At 63.6% G+C, this 15,126-nt stretch carries 15 protein-coding genes; 10 read left to right on the top strand and 5 right to left on the bottom strand.

Features of this window, described 5'->3' with window-relative positions; translation table 11 throughout:
- Nucleotides 1-53: 53 nt before the first annotated feature.
- The 8 genes from ACT3TS_RS00460 to ACT3TS_RS00425 all read left to right on the top strand — a co-directional run bounded on the left by ACT3TS_RS00460 (nucleotide 54) and on the right by ACT3TS_RS00425 (nucleotide 7,756).
- Nucleotides 54-1,034 carry a hypothetical protein gene (locus ACT3TS_RS00460; RefSeq protein WP_444529525.1) on the top strand — a complete coding sequence of 327 codons (981 nt, stop codon included), beginning with the start codon at nucleotides 54-56 and terminating at the stop codon, nucleotides 1,032-1,034.
- Nucleotides 1,035-1,266: 232 nt separating this feature from the next.
- Nucleotides 1,267-1,893, top strand: coding sequence for a MarR family transcriptional regulator (locus ACT3TS_RS00455; protein ID WP_444529524.1), 627 nt, complete (start codon nucleotides 1,267-1,269; stop codon nucleotides 1,891-1,893).
- Between the two features lie 60 nt (nucleotides 1,894-1,953).
- Complete coding sequence (locus ACT3TS_RS00450; protein WP_444529523.1) at nucleotides 1,954-2,520, top strand: hypothetical protein; 567 nt, start codon at nucleotides 1,954-1,956, stop codon at nucleotides 2,518-2,520.
- Between the two features lie 9 nt (nucleotides 2,521-2,529).
- Nucleotides 2,530-2,823, top strand: coding sequence for a YciI family protein (locus ACT3TS_RS00445; protein ID WP_444529522.1), 294 nt, complete (start codon nucleotides 2,530-2,532; stop codon nucleotides 2,821-2,823).
- Between the two features lie 129 nt (nucleotides 2,824-2,952).
- The gene (ispG, locus tag ACT3TS_RS00440; protein WP_444529630.1) at nucleotides 2,953-4,119 is read left to right on the top strand and encodes a flavodoxin-dependent (E)-4-hydroxy-3-methylbut-2-enyl-diphosphate synthase; all 1,167 of its coding nucleotides are present in this window, start codon (nucleotides 2,953-2,955) and stop codon (nucleotides 4,117-4,119) included.
- Nucleotides 4,076-4,969 carry a GNAT family N-acetyltransferase gene (locus ACT3TS_RS00435; RefSeq protein WP_444529521.1) on the top strand — a complete coding sequence of 298 codons (894 nt, stop codon included), beginning with the start codon at nucleotides 4,076-4,078 and terminating at the stop codon, nucleotides 4,967-4,969. Before ispG ends, ACT3TS_RS00435 begins: the two co-directional genes overlap by 44 nt.
- 226 nt (nucleotides 4,970-5,195) lie before the next feature.
- Entirely contained in the window at nucleotides 5,196-7,223 is a 2,028-nt protein-coding gene (locus ACT3TS_RS00430; protein ID WP_444529520.1) for an oxidoreductase, read from the top strand.
- On the top strand, nucleotides 7,223-7,756 hold the full coding sequence (locus ACT3TS_RS00425; protein WP_444529519.1) for a PadR family transcriptional regulator: 534 nt from the start codon (nucleotides 7,223-7,225) through the stop codon (nucleotides 7,754-7,756). Before ACT3TS_RS00430 ends, ACT3TS_RS00425 begins: the two co-directional genes overlap by 1 nt.
- 174 nt (nucleotides 7,757-7,930) lie before the next feature.
- Here ACT3TS_RS00425 and ACT3TS_RS00420 read toward each other — a convergent pair whose 3' ends face one another.
- The 3 genes from ACT3TS_RS00420 to ACT3TS_RS00410 form a co-directional block, all read right to left on the bottom strand.
- Nucleotides 7,931-8,203, bottom strand: a complete 273-nt coding sequence (locus tag ACT3TS_RS00420) for a hypothetical protein (RefSeq protein ID WP_444529518.1) — start codon at nucleotides 8,201-8,203, stop codon at nucleotides 7,931-7,933.
- Between the two features lie 217 nt (nucleotides 8,204-8,420).
- Nucleotides 8,421-9,176: an ABC transporter permease gene (locus ACT3TS_RS00415; protein WP_444529517.1), complete on the bottom strand. Its 756-nt coding sequence runs from the start codon at nucleotides 9,174-9,176 to the stop codon at nucleotides 8,421-8,423.
- Nucleotides 9,173-9,973: an ABC transporter ATP-binding protein gene (locus tag ACT3TS_RS00410; RefSeq protein ID WP_444529516.1), complete on the bottom strand. Its 801-nt coding sequence runs from the start codon at nucleotides 9,971-9,973 to the stop codon at nucleotides 9,173-9,175. The genes ACT3TS_RS00415 and ACT3TS_RS00410 overlap by 4 nt, the downstream gene beginning before the upstream one ends.
- Before the next feature lie 268 nt (nucleotides 9,974-10,241).
- Between ACT3TS_RS00410 and ACT3TS_RS00405 the strand changes: the two genes are divergently transcribed.
- Both ACT3TS_RS00405 and ACT3TS_RS00400 read left to right on the top strand, forming a co-directional pair.
- On the top strand, nucleotides 10,242-12,035 hold the full coding sequence (locus ACT3TS_RS00405; protein WP_444529515.1) for a proline--tRNA ligase: 1,794 nt from the start codon (nucleotides 10,242-10,244) through the stop codon (nucleotides 12,033-12,035).
- 346 nt (nucleotides 12,036-12,381) lie between these two features.
- Nucleotides 12,382-13,182 (top strand): sulfite exporter TauE/SafE family protein, encoded by an 801-nt coding sequence (locus tag ACT3TS_RS00400; protein ID WP_444529514.1) that lies wholly within the window; start codon nucleotides 12,382-12,384, stop codon nucleotides 13,180-13,182.
- A gap of 37 nt (nucleotides 13,183-13,219) precedes the next feature.
- Here the strand turns inward: ACT3TS_RS00400 and ACT3TS_RS00395 are convergent, their stop codons facing one another.
- The gene (locus ACT3TS_RS00395; protein WP_444529513.1) at nucleotides 13,220-14,209 is read right to left on the bottom strand and encodes an aminoglycoside phosphotransferase family protein; all 990 of its coding nucleotides are present in this window, start codon (nucleotides 14,207-14,209) and stop codon (nucleotides 13,220-13,222) included.
- A 64-nt stretch (nucleotides 14,210-14,273) separates the two neighbouring features.
- Complete coding sequence (locus ACT3TS_RS00390) at nucleotides 14,274-15,005, bottom strand: VIT1/CCC1 transporter family protein (RefSeq protein ID WP_444529512.1); 732 nt, start codon at nucleotides 15,003-15,005, stop codon at nucleotides 14,274-14,276.
- Between the last annotated feature and the right edge of the window lie 121 nt (nucleotides 15,006-15,126).

The raw sequence follows: 15,126 nt of genomic DNA, 5'->3' as shown, positions 1-15,126 counted from the left end.
CAGAATCGTATTTCGGGCTTCCTGCGGGCGTTTTCATGTCAGCAGAATGAGTCATGGACAAGGAAAAGCTTCTCGCACACCTCAACAAATGCTGGCCGGCGGAAACTTCTGTGGCCACGACAGAGCAATTGGCCGATGCTGGTTGCGGGGACAGACAGTTGACGCGGGCCGTTGCATTGACACTGGTGATCAGGCTGCGCCGCGGTGCCTATATCCGTGCCTCTACGTGGAACTTGTTGAAACCCTGGGAGCAAAGCAAAATGCGTCTGTGGGCCCACATTGTTTCGACGCCAGGGAACCACACCTATTCGCATTTCAGCGCTGCCCGGTTGCTGGGTCTTTCCGTGTGGAACTGTGATGCGCGGGTTCACCTGATCTGCAACGCCCCACCGTCAGGGGAGGGGACGGCGCCGGATGTCTGCTTCCATAGGCTGCCTTTGGAACCTGCCGCCATCAATTCGAAGGCCTTCAAGGATGGCCGTTCCGTCCTTGTCACGTCGATGGAACGCACGGTGGTGGACTGCGCCCGGTTTGGTGGGTTTGTCGAAGCCGTCATTATCGGTGACAGCGCCCTGTACAAAGGCGCCAACCTGGAACTGATGAATTCCATGGTGGCATCCTTGGCAGGGAAACCAGGGGCACGAAAGGCGCGCCGGGTGCTGGCCGCGCTGAATGGCTTGGCTGAATCACCCGGCGAGACAAGGACAAGGCTGTTCCTCGCTGCCATGGGTCTGCCGGAGCCCGTGTTGCAGTTGTGGATTACAGCCAACTTCACCTACTATCGCGCGGATTTTGCGTGGCCTGCGATCAAACTGATCCTTGAATTTGATGGTAACTACAAGTACTACGACTTCAGACCGACGGCGGCTGTGCTCCGAGATGAACGCCGGCGCGAGAACATGCTGATCGAACAAGGATGGCGGGTTATCAGGATCGAGTGGTACCACCTCGCCAACCCCGGCGATCTGCTGAGTCGGATCAATGCTGCAATGGCGGCGGCGAGTCGGGTGGCGCGGCTGTCCGCAGCAGCCTGACACTTCCCGCCGCGCCCGTGACGTGCAGAGCTGCCCCAGAGCTGCGCAGAGCCACTAATTCCACGCAACAGCGTCTGGACCGCGAAACAGCTGTTGCCCAACAGCTGGAACACGGCCCAGACGCTGATTCGCGGGTCAGCGTGGGGCGGGGCCGAGTCCGGGGCCGATCAGGCCAGCCGAACAACATCCAAAAATGGTTGATTATTGATAGACAATCAATTACGGTTGAATTATGTTTGTTCTCACGATAGACCAGCGCGGCAGCAGGACCCACGGCGACAAGGTGCCACGGCTGCTGGGGCTGCTTGCCGACATTCACACGGTTCTGCCCTTCGAACGCTCCGTTGGAGATGAAGTTCAAGGTGTCATTGAGGATCCCGGTGCGGTTGTTGAAACGGTGGCCAGGGTTCTGCGGGAGCAGGATTGGTACATCGGCATTGGGGTCGGCGTCATGGAGCTTCCCCTTCCAGCCAGTTCCCGCGAAGGAGCTGGAAATGCCTTCGTCGCCGCCCGTGAAGCCATCGATGCAGCCAAACGGACTGGCGAGCGGGTGCCGCTCTGTGTCCGCACCCCTGTATCCGAGGCTGCCGCGTGGGCCGAATCGGCTGAGGCGGTGCTCGTCTTGTTCGGCGACGTTGTGCGGCGCCGGTCCAACGCTGAATGGCGGGTTCTTGACGCACTGAATGCAGCTCCCGAAGCCGCCCAGAAAGACGTGGCCAGGCAATTGGGAATCAGTCCGCAGGCAGTCAGCAAAGCCATTCTCCGCTCCGGGAGGCTGGAGGAACAGAACGGGCGCCGGGCTGCAAGTCTGCTCCTGGAGCACGCAGGGCGCGCTCTCGATGTCGGTGGCACCAGCTAGTTTGGAAGCAACGACGATGCCAGCGGCTGCCTCCAGTTTCAGCTGGCGCAAGGAGGACACATGGACGCGATCTGGATAGCTGCGGCGCTGGCCGTGGCCGTCATTGGCGGCTGGCCGGTGACGGCCGGGTTACTGAGATTCGCGAAGTCCAAGACAGTTCGCGCCGTTGATGCCGCTGAGAGTGGCGAAGGGGCGCAAGCTGCTGCGTCGGCAGCGCTGCCCGGGGAAGCGGGTGCTGAGTCTGAACCGGTGTTGCGGGAAGCACGCCAGCTGGAGTCGGCGCCGTCGGATGTCTCCACGAGTGAAGGAGGGGACCAGGCCGCATTGCCGTCCGGAAACCCCGCAGGCCCGGAGGCCGCCCCACCCGAACCAGCGGTAGCGAGCCCCAAGGTTGAAGTCCTGCGCGGCGGCCTGCTCATTGGTTTTCTTGAACGAGCGGCCGTGGCGGTGGCCATCTTTTCCGGCCAGCCTGTGGCAATCGCCTATGTCGTGGCGATCAAAGGCTTGGGCAGGTACCCGGAGCTGAAGGACACCCCCGCCGCCAGCGAACGGTTCATTATCGGCACGCTGGCCTCAATGCTGTGGTCGGCCAGTGTTGCGGTGCTGGCAAAAGCGCTGCTGCTATAGGGTGAAACCATGTCTATTTTCGCTGTCGAGTACATTTATGGTCCAGAAGCTGAAGCCGCCCGCATCGAGCACCGCCCCAAGCACAGGGAGTGGCTTGCCGCCCAGGCTGAGGCTGAAGTGGTGTTGGCCTCTGGTCCCTATGCCGACGGGGCGGGCGCATTGCTGATTTTCCGTGCAGAGAACGAAACTGCCGTGCAGAACCTTGTTTCGCAGGATCCAATGACAATCGGCGGCGGTGTCACCGGTTTGAAGATTTCCGGCTGGAATCCGGTGATTGGCCAACTCAGCCGCTTCGTGGGATAGACCTCATTGGTCCTCGCCGGACGGGGATCGAGCCTACAATCAAAGATAGATATTGCGGGTTTCCCTAGTGGCGCCACAAAACGGTGCAACTGCCGCAGTATTTGATAAATGAACCCCAAGGAGCATATTTTGACCTCCGTCAGTCTTGGCATGCCGCCATTGCCACCGCCAGTGCTAGCGCCCAGGCGCAAAACCAGGCAAATCAAGGTCGGCCCGGTGGGTGTGGGTTCGGATTCGCCCATCAGCGTGCAATCCATGACAACCACCCCCACCACTGACATCAACGGAACGCTGCAGCAGATTGCTGAATTGACGGCGTCCGGCTGTGACATTGTCCGGGTGGCCTGCCCTTCGCAGGATGATGCCGATGCGCTGCCGATCATTGCCCGCAAGTCGCAAATCCCCGTCATTGCAGACATCCACTTCCAGCCGAAGTACGTCTTCGCAGCCATCGAGGCCGGCTGCGCCGCCGTGCGGGTGAATCCCGGGAACATTCGCAAGTTTGATGACCAGATCAAGGAAATTGCGAAGGCGGCAAAGGACCATGGCACCTCCATCCGCATCGGGGTGAATGCCGGTTCCCTGGAGCCCGGCATCATGAAAAAGTACGGCAAGGCAACCCCCGAAGCCTTGGTTGAATCTGCAGTCTGGGAAGCCTCACTGTTTGAAGAGCACGGCTTCCACGATTTCAAGATTTCCGTCAAGCACAACGACCCCGTCATCATGGTTGCCGCCTACGAGCTGCTCGCAGAGCAGGGCGACTGGCCCCTGCACCTTGGCGTCACCGAGGCCGGGCCCGCATTCCAAGGCACCATCAAGTCCGCCACCGCGTTTGGGGCGCTGCTGGCCAAGGGCATCGGCGACACCATCCGGGTTTCACTCTCTGCCCCGCCGGTGGAGGAAATCAAGGTCGGCAACCAGATCCTGCAGTCGCTGAACCTGCGTCCGCGGAAGCTGGAAATTGTTTCCTGCCCGTCCTGCGGCCGCGCCCAGGTTGACGTGTACACCTTGGCCGAAGAAGTCACCGCCGGACTCGAAGGCATGGAAGTTCCCTTGCGCGTGGCCGTCATGGGCTGTGTTGTCAACGGACCCGGCGAGGCCCGCGAAGCAGACCTGGGTGTTGCTTCGGGCAACGGCAAGGGTCAGATTTTTGTGAAGGGAAAAGTCATCAAGACTGTCCCGGAAGACCAAATTGTTGAGACACTCATTGAAGAAGCAATGAGACTTGCCGAAGAGATGGAGTCCGACGCGGATGACCCGACTCTCCAGGGTGGCCCCGTGGTCAGCGTTTCCTAAGAGGGCGCACCGCGAGCCGGTGCGCGTCCTGGTCCACGCGGACACGGACGCGCTCCGGGCCTTGGTCGCGCGCGACCGCGTGGCCAACGTCTTCGTTGACACGCTCATCAACCAAAACAACAGCGCTGTGCCCCCTTTCCCCGGGGCTGACATGTTGGGTTTTTTTGCGGACGACGGCGTGACGCTGGCTGCCGCCTGCTGGGTCGGCTCCAATGTGGTCCCCATTGAGGCCACGGCCGCGCAGGCTGCAAGTTTTGGCCAGTGGATCGTCGCCCACTGGCAACCGCACGCCTCCATTTTTGGTCCGGCCGAGCCCACCCTTGCCCTCATGGATGTGCTGCGCAAAACAGGCATCAAAGCGCAGGAAGTTCGCGCCAACCAGCCGTTGCTGACCATTACCGGTCCGCCGCTGATCGCGCCCAACCCGTCCCTGACGGTGAGTGCCAGCGGCCAGTTCGATGAGATCCTCGTCGCCGCCGCAGCAATGTTCGAAGAGGAAGTGGGCTATTCGCCGTTCCTTGGCGGCGACGGCAACTACCGCCGCCGCGTCGCCTGGCTGATCAGCCACGGATACTCCTTCAGCCACGACGAACCCCACGGTGAAGTCATTTTCAAGGCCGATGTCGGGGCGGCCACCACGTTCGCCACCCAGGTTCAGGGAGTCTGGATGAACCCGCGCTACAGGGGCAGGGGACTCAGCGCCGGTTACATGGCGGCCGTCGTCCTGCTGGCCCAGGCGCACGCGCCGATCACCAGCCTGTACGTCAACGACTACAACACCCGTGCCCGAGCCGTGTACGAACGCGTGGGCTTCAAGCAGGTCGGAACCTTCGCCACCGTCTTGTTCTAGAGCCTCGGTCGCGGTGGTCAGCCAGGTCCTGCACTGTTACAGCGGGCTGACTAAAGCCAGTTGATGCCCCTCAGGTTCGCCAGTCCGAGCCGGGCAGCTCACCCAGGTTCGCCGGTCCGACGCCGGGCAGCTCGTCTCACCGCCGTGCATAAACACAAGAGAGAATCCCCGCCGAGCCATTTTCTGCGCTACGATTATGCAACTTGTTGCAAAAAGGAGTTCACGAATGAATGCTGGCCAGTACCCCCACCTGTTTGCCCCGTTGGATCTCGGGTTCACCACACTGCCCAACCGTGTACTGATGGGCTCCATGCATGTCGGGCTTGAGGAGCTCCCCGGCGGTTTCGAGCGCATGGCTGCGTTCTACGCCGAGCGTGCCCGCGGGGGAGTGGCCTTGATGGTCACCGGAGGCATCTCACCCAACGAAGCTGGCCGGCCCATGAAGGGCGGCGCCAAGATCAGCACGCCGGAAGAAGCGGAGAAGCACCGGGTGGTCACCGCGGCCGTGCACGCCGAGGGCAGCAAGATTGCCCTGCAGCTGCTGCACTTTGGCCGGTATGCCTCGCACCGGAACCTGGTGGCCCCGAGCGCGGTCCAGGCCCCGATCAGCCCACTCACACCTCAGCCGCTCACCGGCGAGGAAGTCGAGCAGACCATCGAGGACTTTGTCCACGCTGCCGCGCTGGCCCAGTCTGCCGGCTACGACGGTGTTGAGATCATGGGCTCGGAAGGCTACTTGATCAACGAATTCGTGGTCCGCCGCACTAACCATCGCAACGATGAATGGGGCGGGTCCTACGAAAACCGCATGCGTTTTCCGGTGGAGATAGTCCGCCGCACCCGTGAACGCGTGGGGGAAAATTTCATCATTATCTACAGGCTCTCCATGCTTGACCTGGTGGAGGACGGCTCCACACTTGAGGAAGTCATCGCGCTGGCACAAGCCATTGAGAAGGCCGGTGCCACCATCATCAACACCGGCATCGGCTGGCATGAAGCGCGCATCCCCACCATCGTCACGTCGGTGCCCAGGGCGGGATATGCCTGGGTCACCAAAAAAGTCATGGGCTCGGTGGGCATCCCCTTGATTACGACCAACCGCATCAACACCCCTGACGTTGCCGAACAACTGCTCGCCGACGGCACCGCCGACATGGTCTCCATGGCCAGGCCCTTCCTGGCCGACGCATTCTTCATGCGCAAGGCAGGGGACGGCCGCAGCGACGAGATCAACAGCTGCATCGGCTGCAACCAGGCGTGCCTCGACCACACCTTCGTGGGCAAAACTTCGTCCTGCCTCGTGAACCCCCGGGCCTGCCACGAGACTGAATTCAGCATTGAGACCGCACCCCAGCCCAAGAAGATGGCTGTCGTCGGTGCCGGCCCCGCCGGCCTCGCCTTTGCGGTGACGGCGGCAGAGCGTGGGCACGCGGTGACGCTCATCGAGGCGGCCGGCGAGATTGGCGGCCAGTTCAACATCGCCAAACAAATCCCCGGCAAGGAGGAGTTCAACGAGACCATCCGCTACTTCGGCCGCCAGATCCAATTGCGCGGCATCGACTTGCGGCTGAACACCCGGGCCACGGTGGCGGGGCTGTTGGCGGAAAACTTTGACCATATCGTCCTGGCCACCGGCGTCACCCCGCGCACACCCGAGCTCGACGGCGTGGACCACCCCAGCGTCTTGAACTATCTTGACGTGCTGCGCGACAAGAAGGACGTCGGCACCAATGTGGCCATCCTCGGTGCGGGCGGGATCGGCTTCGATGTTGCCGAATACATCACCGCGCACGGGACCAGCGCCACCCTGGTGCCGGAAAAGTTCTACCGCGAATGGGGCATTGACCCGGAGTACACCGGCGCCGGCGGCATCACCACCGCCGCCCCGCCCCGGCCGGACCGGCGCGTGGGCTTGTTCCAGCGCAAGGAAACCAAGGTGGGCGCCGGCCTGGGCAAGACAACCGGCTGGATCCACCGCACTTCCCTGCGCGCCAAGGGCGTCCAAATGGTGCCGGGTGTGGAATACCAAAAGATTGACGACGCCGGACTCCACTTCAGCGTCAATGGCTCCGACACGATCCTCCCCGTTGATACGGTCATCCTGTGCACCGGCCAGGAACCCCGGCGGGAGCTGCAGGCCGGGCTGGAAGCCGGGGGCGCCGTCGTGCATCTCATCGGGGGAGCGGATGTGGCGGCCGAGCTCGATGCCAAGCGGGCCATCGACCAGGGCACGCGCCTGGCGGCACGGATCTAGTGTCGCTGCCACACGCCATTCTGACGTCGCTGCTGGAAAAGCCGTGCACCGGGGCTGAACTGGCGCGGCGCTTCGACAAATCGCTGGGACTTTTTTGGCAGGCCACGCATCAGCAGATTTACAAGGAGCTGGGCAAGATGGAGCCTGCCGGCCTGATCGAGGCCCGCGGGCTCCCAACAGCCCGGGGACAGCAACGCCATTTTGAGGTCCTGGAACCCGGCCGTGCGGCGCTGCAGGACTGGTGCGCCGCGCAGGGTGGGCCGCGCCCCATCCGGGACGAACTGCTGGTGCGAATGCGCGCAGCAGCAGTTCTGGGGACGGTGGACATCACTGACGAAATGCGCCGGCACCAACGGCTGCATGCGGAAACGCTCGAACGCTTCGAGGCCATCGATGCTCGCGACTTTCCCGCGGACGCCGCCCGGACCACAGCGGATGAGCTGCAACTGGCCGTGCTTCGGGCTGGGATTGCATATGAACAGTCGTGGCTGGCATGGTGCGGGCAGGCGCTGGCCGACATCCAGAAAGGATGACGCCGGGCAACGAAGGGCGGAATGTGAGGCAGGCCCGGCGAGCGGGTGGGCCCACGCTCACCAGGTCCCCTGAAAATTGCGCCAGCAATTTTATGGGCCGGCGAGCGGGTGGGCCCACGCTCACCTGGTTCCCTGAAAATTGCGCCAGCAATTTTATGGGCCGGCGAGCGGGGACTAACTGCTCGCCGATTCCTGCTCGGCTGCCTGGGCTTGCAGGGTGTGCGCCGTGGCTTCCAGCATGGCTGCCGCCTGGCCTAATACGGGTGCGTAGGAGGACTGCCATGCGTGCCTGAAGACAAAGGCGTCGGGGCCTTCCCAGCGCAAGTTGGAACTGATGCGGGCGCTCAACTGGCTTTTAACCGCCAGCAGCACAGTGTTTGCATGCTCGAGTTCCCGGGCGAATTGCCGCAGTTCCTCGGGGTCTGCACCGTACAGGCCTGTGCTCATGGGTTCTCCTGCGGTTGCCTTGTTGTCGAGTCTCAGCGGTCGTTGATTCCTGCACTCGGAATGTCAAGACTCATTGACCTCAACGTTAGGGGAGCTGCGGGGACTGCGCGATGGGCAGAGCTACCCATGCCCCGGGGAAACGCGTGTCCGGACCGGCCGGGCAGAAGCGGGCGCGCCCAAGCAATGCTGGCCCAAGCAATGCTGGCCCGCTCACGGGTCAGGCTGTCCGGCGCCGCAGGGTCAGGGAGGCGAGGAGCAGGACTGCCACCACGAACGAGCCAATGACCACCAGATCCGTGGCCAGCGCGGCCGTCGGCTCCGTGTGGGCAGCCACCTCCTGCAGGCCGTCCACGGCGTAACTGAGCGGCAGCACATTTGAGATTGCCTCCAGCACCGCGTTCATCTGGTCCCTGGCCACAAACAGCCCGCACAGGAGAATCTGTGGAATCACCACCACAGGCATGAACTGGACGGCCTGGAATTCGGTGGTCGCGAACGCCGAACACAGCAGGCCCAGCGCCACACCCAGCACCGCCGTGAGCACCGAAATCAACACCACCCACCCGGCATTGCCGTCGATCTTCATGCCAAAAACCCAGTACGCAGTCCCCGTGGCCACCAATGCCTGCAGCGCGGCCATGATCGAAAATGCCAGGGCATAGCCGAACAGGAGGTCGGCCTTGTGGATCGGTGTTGTGAGCAGACGCTCCAACGTTCCCGAGGTCCGTTCCCGCAACATGGTGATGGAGGTGACAAGGAACATCACCACGAACGGGAAAATGCCCAGCATCATCAGCCCCACCCGGTCAAAGGTCCGTGGCATGCCGGGGGCCAGCGCCTCATTTTGGTACAGCCAGTACACGAGCGCCAGCAGCACGGCGGGGACAACCAGGATCATGCCAATGCTGCGCGGGTCGCCCCTGAGCTGGCGCAGCACCCGGGTGCAGGTGGCCCACATCATCTTGAGGTTCATGAGGCCTCCCTGCCGCGGGAGCCCCCGGGCGGGCGGGAACCACCACTGTCACGGGAACGAACGGAGGAGCCGCCGTCGGCCTCCATCGATTCGCGGATCAGCCGCAGAAAGGCAAGTTCCAGGTCGTCCGTCCGCCCGTTTTCACGCAATTGCGCGGGCGTCAGCTGTGCGAGCAGCATCCCGTCCCGCAGCAGCAGCAACGAATCGCAGTGCGCCGCCTCTTCCATGACATGGCTGGAAATGATCAGCGTCGTCCCTTCGGAGGCCATGACCCCAAATTGCGACCACAAGTCCGCCCGCAACACCGGGTCCAGGCCCACCGTCGGCTCGTCCAGGACCAAAAGCCGCGGCTTGCCCACCAGCGCGCAGGCCAGGGACACCCGGCTGAACTGGCCGCCGGACAGGTCCCCCGCCTTGCGCTTTGCCAGTTCGGAAAGCCCGACGGCGGCCAGAACGGCGTGCGATTCGTCACGACTGCCGCCGTGCACGGACCCGAAATACCGCACATTGTCGATGACGCTCAGGTCCCGATACACGCTGGCAGCCTGGGTGACGTAGCCGACGTCGTTCCTGTTCCGGGGATCGCCTGCCGGGCGGCCAAGGACCGTGACCGTGCCTGCACTGATGCGTTGGACGCCCACCATGGCCCGCATCAGCGTGGTCTTGCCGCTGCCGGACGGACCCAGCAGGCCGGTGATGCGCCCCTGCGGGATGTTGGCGCTGATATTGGCCAGCACTGTGGCCTTGCCCCGCTCGACACGCAGGCCCTCGACACTTACGCTCACGGGCCCGTTCATGCCTGAAGGATCAGCAGGAACGGGTGCGAAAGGGGGCTCGGGGGAGGGCAATGCTGCTCGGTGTGACATCCTGGCTCCAAAGCTGCCGGCGGGTGAACATGTCACTTCAAACTAGACCCGGGGCAGTGTGCTGTCCAGCACCGCGACACGCCCACAATGCCCGCCGCGGATCGGGTGTGCCAGCACCCCTCCTGACCCGGTAGATTGGTACCTGTCCGTCGCTATCCACGACGGCACCCATCACCTTCTAGAAACGGAAAACCTGCCCGTGGCACTTCGCCTTTCCAAACTCTTTTTACGTACCCTGCGGGAAGATCCCGTCGATGCCGAAGTGGACAGCCACAAGCTGTTGCTGCGTGCCGGCTACATCCGCCGGGCGGCGCCGGGCATCTATACCTGGCTCCCGTTGGGCCTGCGCGTGCTGCGCAAGGTTGAAGTCATCGTGCGCGAAGAGATGGACGCCATCGGCGCCCAGGAGGTCCATTTTCCGGCATTGCTGCCCAAGGAACCGTACGAGGTCACCAACCGGTGGCTGGAATACGGCGACGGCATCTTCCGCCTGCAGGACCGCAAGGGGGCCGACTACCTGCTGGCCCCCACCCACGAGGAAATGTTCACGCTGCTGGTCAAGGACCTGTACTCCTCGTACAAGGACCTGCCGCTGAGCCTGTACCAGATCCAAAACAAGTACCGCGACGAGGCCCGTCCCCGCGCCGGCCTGCTGCGCGGGCGCGAGTTCATCATGAAGGATTCGTATTCCTTTGACATTGACGACGCCGGACTGGACGCCAGCTACATGGCCCACCGGGGTGCCTACTTGCGGATCTTTGCGCGCCTGGGTCTGGACATCGTGCCGGTCGCGGCCACCGCCGGTGCCATGGGCGGGTCCAAAAGCGAAGAGTTCCTGCATCCGATGGCCGTGGGCGAAGACACTTTTGTCCGCTCACCCGGCGGATATGCAGCCAACGTCGAGGCTGTCACCACGATTGTGCCGGCGGAGATCGACTTCAGCGGCGCACCTGCTGCCGTTGTCCGGGACACCCCGGACACACCCACCATTGACACGCTCGTGGCCGCAGCCAACGAGGTGGCACCACGGGCGGAAGGTACCTGGGGTGCCGCCGACACGCTGAAGAACGTGGTGCTGGCCATTGACCTGCCCACCGGCGAACGCCAGATCGTGGTTGTGGGCCTGCCCGGCGACCGTGACGTTGACCTCAAGCGCATCGAAGCCAACATCGGCGTCCACCTGTCAATTGGTGGCGAAGTGGGGGTTGAGGCAGCCAACGAGGCTGACTTGAAGAAACACCCCGGACTCATCAAGGGCTACATCGGGCCGGGACTCTCACTCGATGAGGCAGTGCTGGGTGCCGAGGCAGCCACCAAGATTCTGTACCTGGTGGACCCCCGTGTGGTCTCCGGAACCAGCTGGATCACCGGCGCCAATGCACAGGGCAGGCACGCCTTCGGCCTCGTTGCCAGCCGTGACTTCAGCTGGGATGGCACCATCGAGGCCGCCCAGGTGCGTGAAGGCGACCCGGCCCCCGACGGATCCGGTCCGCTGGAAGCGGCCCGCGGCATTGAAATGGGGCACATCTTCGCGCTGGGCCGCAAGTATGCCGAGGCGCTGGAACTGAAGGTTTTGGACCAGAACGGCAAGCTTGCCGTTGTCACCATGGGCTCCTACGGCATCGGCATCACGCGTGCCGTGGCTGCCCTGGCCGAATCCAACCACGACGACAAGGGGCTGATCTGGCCCGCCAACGTGGCTCCGGCGAACGTCCACGTCGTTGCTGTCGGCCGCGGTGCCGAGATCTTCGAGGCGGCCGAACAACTCACCGCTGATCTGGAAGTTGCAGGACTGGAAGTCATTTACGACGACCGTGCCAAGGTTTCCCCCGGCGTGAAGTTCGGCGACGCCGAACTGATCGGCGTCCCCACCATCCTGGCCGTCGGCCGCGGACTGGTGGACGGTGTCGTGGAAATCAAGAACCGGGTCACCGGCGTTGCCGAGAATGTGGCAGTGGCCGACGCTGTGAAGTACATCCTCGACCAGCAGTAGGCAGCTTGCGACCCCGACCCGGCTCCGGGGTCTGAGCCCTCGCGGGCAGTAAGATTCTTTCGCGCGTTCCTCGTTCCTCGGACCACGCGCTAAGAATCCATCCCCGCTGCGGGCCCAGACCCCTGCGCCGGGCCGCAATCTGGGCGCGCCGCCCGTAACAGCCGGTATCCCCGGAGCAGGGATGGCGTGATTTCCTTCCCTCGCTTCGCAAGCTCAGCAGGGAACCCTTGGAAATCTCTCACCCCGTACGGGCCGAGGTACGAGGAACGGGCGGAAAATCTTACTGCCTGCGAGGGGATGCCGGCGGCAGCTGGCGACACACCGCCGACGTAGTGGATAGGACCCCATGATTTCCGGTTTTGAGAACATCACGCTGGCCACGATCCTGTTGATCATTGTGGCTGGCTTCGCCGCCGGCTGGATTGACGCCGTGGTCGGTGGTGGCGGACTGATCCAGCTTCCGGTGATGTTGATGGTTCCGGGAATCACGCCCGTGCAGGCATTGGCGACCAACAAGATGGGGTCGATTTTCGGTACGGCCACCAGCTCCGCCACGTATTACCGGCGGGTGAAGCCGGACATGCGCACGGCCCTGCCCATGGCCGGCGTTGCCCTTGCCGGCAGTCTGGGCGGGGCCGTGGTGGCAGCCAGCCTGCCGGGTTCCGTATTCAAACCGATCATCGTCGCAGCCCTGGTCGCAGTGCTGCTCTTCACCGCCTTCAAACCCAGTCTTGGCGAGCTCACCGCCCTGCGCCATTCAGGCCGCAAACACTATGTTGTGGCCTGCTGCATTGGGTTGTTGATCGGCTTTTACGACGGCCTGATCGGACCGGGCACGGGATCGTTCCTTGTCATCGCGATGGTCAGCTTGATGGGCTACGCGTTCTTGGAGGCCAGCGCCAAGGCGAAAATCGTCAATCTGGCGACCAACGCCGGCGCCTTGATGTTCTTCCTGCCACACGGTTCGCTGCTATGGGGCGTGGGACTCCTTCTTGGGGCGGCGAACATGGCCGGCGGCTACCTCGGTGCCCGAACTGCCGTGAAACAGGGCAGCAAGTTCATCCGGATCGTGTTCCTGGTCGTCGTCACGGTCTTGATCATCAAGCTCGGCATGGACGTCTGGACCGAAAACATCCTGCACCACTAACCTCCTCCATGTGGTCGGTCCAGGGGCCGGTGCGGGCTCAGTACAAGGATTTGAGCCCGTGCGCGTCCGGCAGCCCGGGGAGTGTTTTACCCGCCATGGTGCTGGCCACCCACAGGGAACGCTGGGCGTCGCCACCACTGCCGGGCTCTTCCAAATAAGACAACGCATTTTCCACTTCCCGCACCACAGTCCACTGGACGGCAAGGTCTTCGTCGAGTCCGGCGGCCTGCGCCAGCAGTGAAGCACGACGGCGGAGCCCGGCTTCCGCGTTTCGGGCCGGCAGGTCCCGGAGCCGGTTCCAGAGGCAGGGCGCGAGTGAAAATTCGGCATCCCCCACCTGGGCTTGCGGGTCGATGGCCAAGTACGTATTCGTGCCTGGCCGGGCCAGGATGTTCATGTAATGCAGGTCGGTGTGGACCAACACATCGGAACTGCTGCCGCGGCGGGCCACGGCGCCGTGGGTTTGACAGACTTCCAGGGCAGCCTCGAGCAGCCAGCGCGGGAACGGTTCGGCCAGCTCGCCCCAGCGCTGCGGCAGTTCGTCGCAATACCTCTCGGCGGTGGCCGCAATGTGCGGGATCCGCTGCCACTGGCTGCGGCCGTCGGGTCGAATGCCCAAGGCCCGCACGACCCCGCCCCACGCCGGGATGGCCTCAGCCATGGGCAGCTCCAGCAGGGAGCTGCTGTCATCAAGTCGTTCGAGGAGCATGGCCCCGAGGCTCTCGTCGCTTGCAAGCAGCCGCACGGTTCCACGCCCGTCCCAGAGCGTGAGCGCAACAGGCTCCAAGAGCGCCTCCTCGTGGGGGAACGCAATCTTCAACGCGGCAGCCGTGCCATCCAGGGAAAGCACCGGAACCACAATCCCGGTGTTCCCGTGCCACGGCAGTCCGCCGGCCGGCAGGTCCGGCGTCAGCTGCCACTGCCCAAGGGCTTGGTGGATAAACCCGGGAAGGTGACCCAGCCAGGCACGGCCGGCAAGGGTTTGGCGGTGCCGCAACCGCAGCGGTTCGGGAATTTCGACTCTCATGGACACACCCCGAGCTTACCGCCGGCACCCGGGCCGGGCAGTCCGACGTCGTCCGGGAAAAACGCTAACCAACGAGTCCGCTTGACCCCAGCAGGCTGCCTATGGCGAATGTGGCCGCCAGGGCCACTGCGCCGCCGAGCACGACCCGGGCCGCCGCCTTGGTGCGCGAACCGCCACCGATCGTGGCACCAATCCAACCGGTGATGCCCAGCGCGAGCAGCACCGCCACGAAGGTGACGGGGACGCGGATGTTTTCGGGCGGCAGGAGAATGGCCAGCAGCGGGAGAATGGCGCCGAGGGTGAAGGCGATGGCCGAGGCGAAGCCCGCATGCCAGGGACTGACGACGTCGTCCGCGTCGAGGTTGAGCTCAGCCGACAGGTGGGCGCCAAGTGCGTCATGCCCGGTCAGTTCGTTGGCGACAAGGACTGCTGTGGCGGGGGAGAGGCCCTTGTGCTCGTAGGCCCTTGCCAGGTGGGCCAGGCTTTCCTGCGGGGCCCGCTCCAGGTCGAGCTTCTTCCTTGCGATCATGGCCTTTTGGCTGTCGCTCTGGCTGCTCACGGATACGTATTCGCCCAGGGCCATGGAGACCGCGCCGCCGACCAATGCGGCCAGGCCTGCGGTCAGGAGGGGCCCTGTTCCCTCGGTTGCGCCGGCAACGCCGACGGCCACTGCCGCCACTGACACTATTCCGTCATTGGCGCCCAGCACCCCTGCCCGCAGCCAATTCAGCCGCTGGGCGATTTCCCCCGTTGTTGACTGTGCCCGTGCACGTCTCAGGTCTTCTGCTCGCTTCATGATTCAAGCAAAGTACCGGGTTGTTTATGCCGCCAGCAAGGAAAGGATGTCCTCGCTGAGGCATGGCTGCCCTATACACGGGCAGCGGAAAATGAAGTTTTGGCGGAGCCGGGAGCTTGAA

Origin of the sequence: Specibacter sp. AOP5-B1-6 (assembly GCF_052376555.1) — a bacterium.
Taxonomy (GTDB): domain Bacteria; phylum Actinomycetota; class Actinomycetes; order Actinomycetales; family Micrococcaceae; genus Specibacter.
This window is presented reverse-complemented; position numbering and strand designations above follow the sequence as displayed.

Coding starts and splice junctions, on each gene's coding strand:
- ACT3TS_RS00460 (WP_444529525.1), top strand. CDS start 54: ATGGACAAGGAAAAGCTTCTCGCACACCTCAACAAATGCTGGCCGGCG.
- ACT3TS_RS00455 (WP_444529524.1), top strand. CDS start 1,267: ATGTTTGTTCTCACGATAGACCAGCGCGGCAGCAGGACCCACGGCGAC.
- ACT3TS_RS00450 (WP_444529523.1), top strand. CDS start 1,954: ATGGACGCGATCTGGATAGCTGCGGCGCTGGCCGTGGCCGTCATTGGC.
- ACT3TS_RS00445 (WP_444529522.1), top strand. CDS start 2,530: ATGTCTATTTTCGCTGTCGAGTACATTTATGGTCCAGAAGCTGAAGCC.
- ACT3TS_RS00435 (WP_444529521.1), top strand. CDS start 4,076: ATGACCCGACTCTCCAGGGTGGCCCCGTGGTCAGCGTTTCCTAAGAGG.
- ACT3TS_RS00430 (WP_444529520.1), top strand. CDS start 5,196: ATGAATGCTGGCCAGTACCCCCACCTGTTTGCCCCGTTGGATCTCGGG.
- ACT3TS_RS00420 (WP_444529518.1), bottom strand. CDS start 8,203: ATGAGCACAGGCCTGTACGGTGCAGACCCCGAGGAACTGCGGCAATTC.
- ACT3TS_RS00415 (WP_444529517.1), bottom strand. CDS start 9,176: ATGAACCTCAAGATGATGTGGGCCACCTGCACCCGGGTGCTGCGCCAG.
- ACT3TS_RS00410 (WP_444529516.1), bottom strand. CDS start 9,973: ATGAACGGGCCCGTGAGCGTAAGTGTCGAGGGCCTGCGTGTCGAGCGG.
- ACT3TS_RS00400 (WP_444529514.1), top strand. CDS start 12,382: ATGATTTCCGGTTTTGAGAACATCACGCTGGCCACGATCCTGTTGATC.
- ACT3TS_RS00395 (WP_444529513.1), bottom strand. CDS start 14,209: ATGAGAGTCGAAATTCCCGAACCGCTGCGGTTGCGGCACCGCCAAACC.
- ACT3TS_RS00390 (WP_444529512.1), bottom strand. CDS start 15,005: ATGAAGCGAGCAGAAGACCTGAGACGTGCACGGGCACAGTCAACAACG.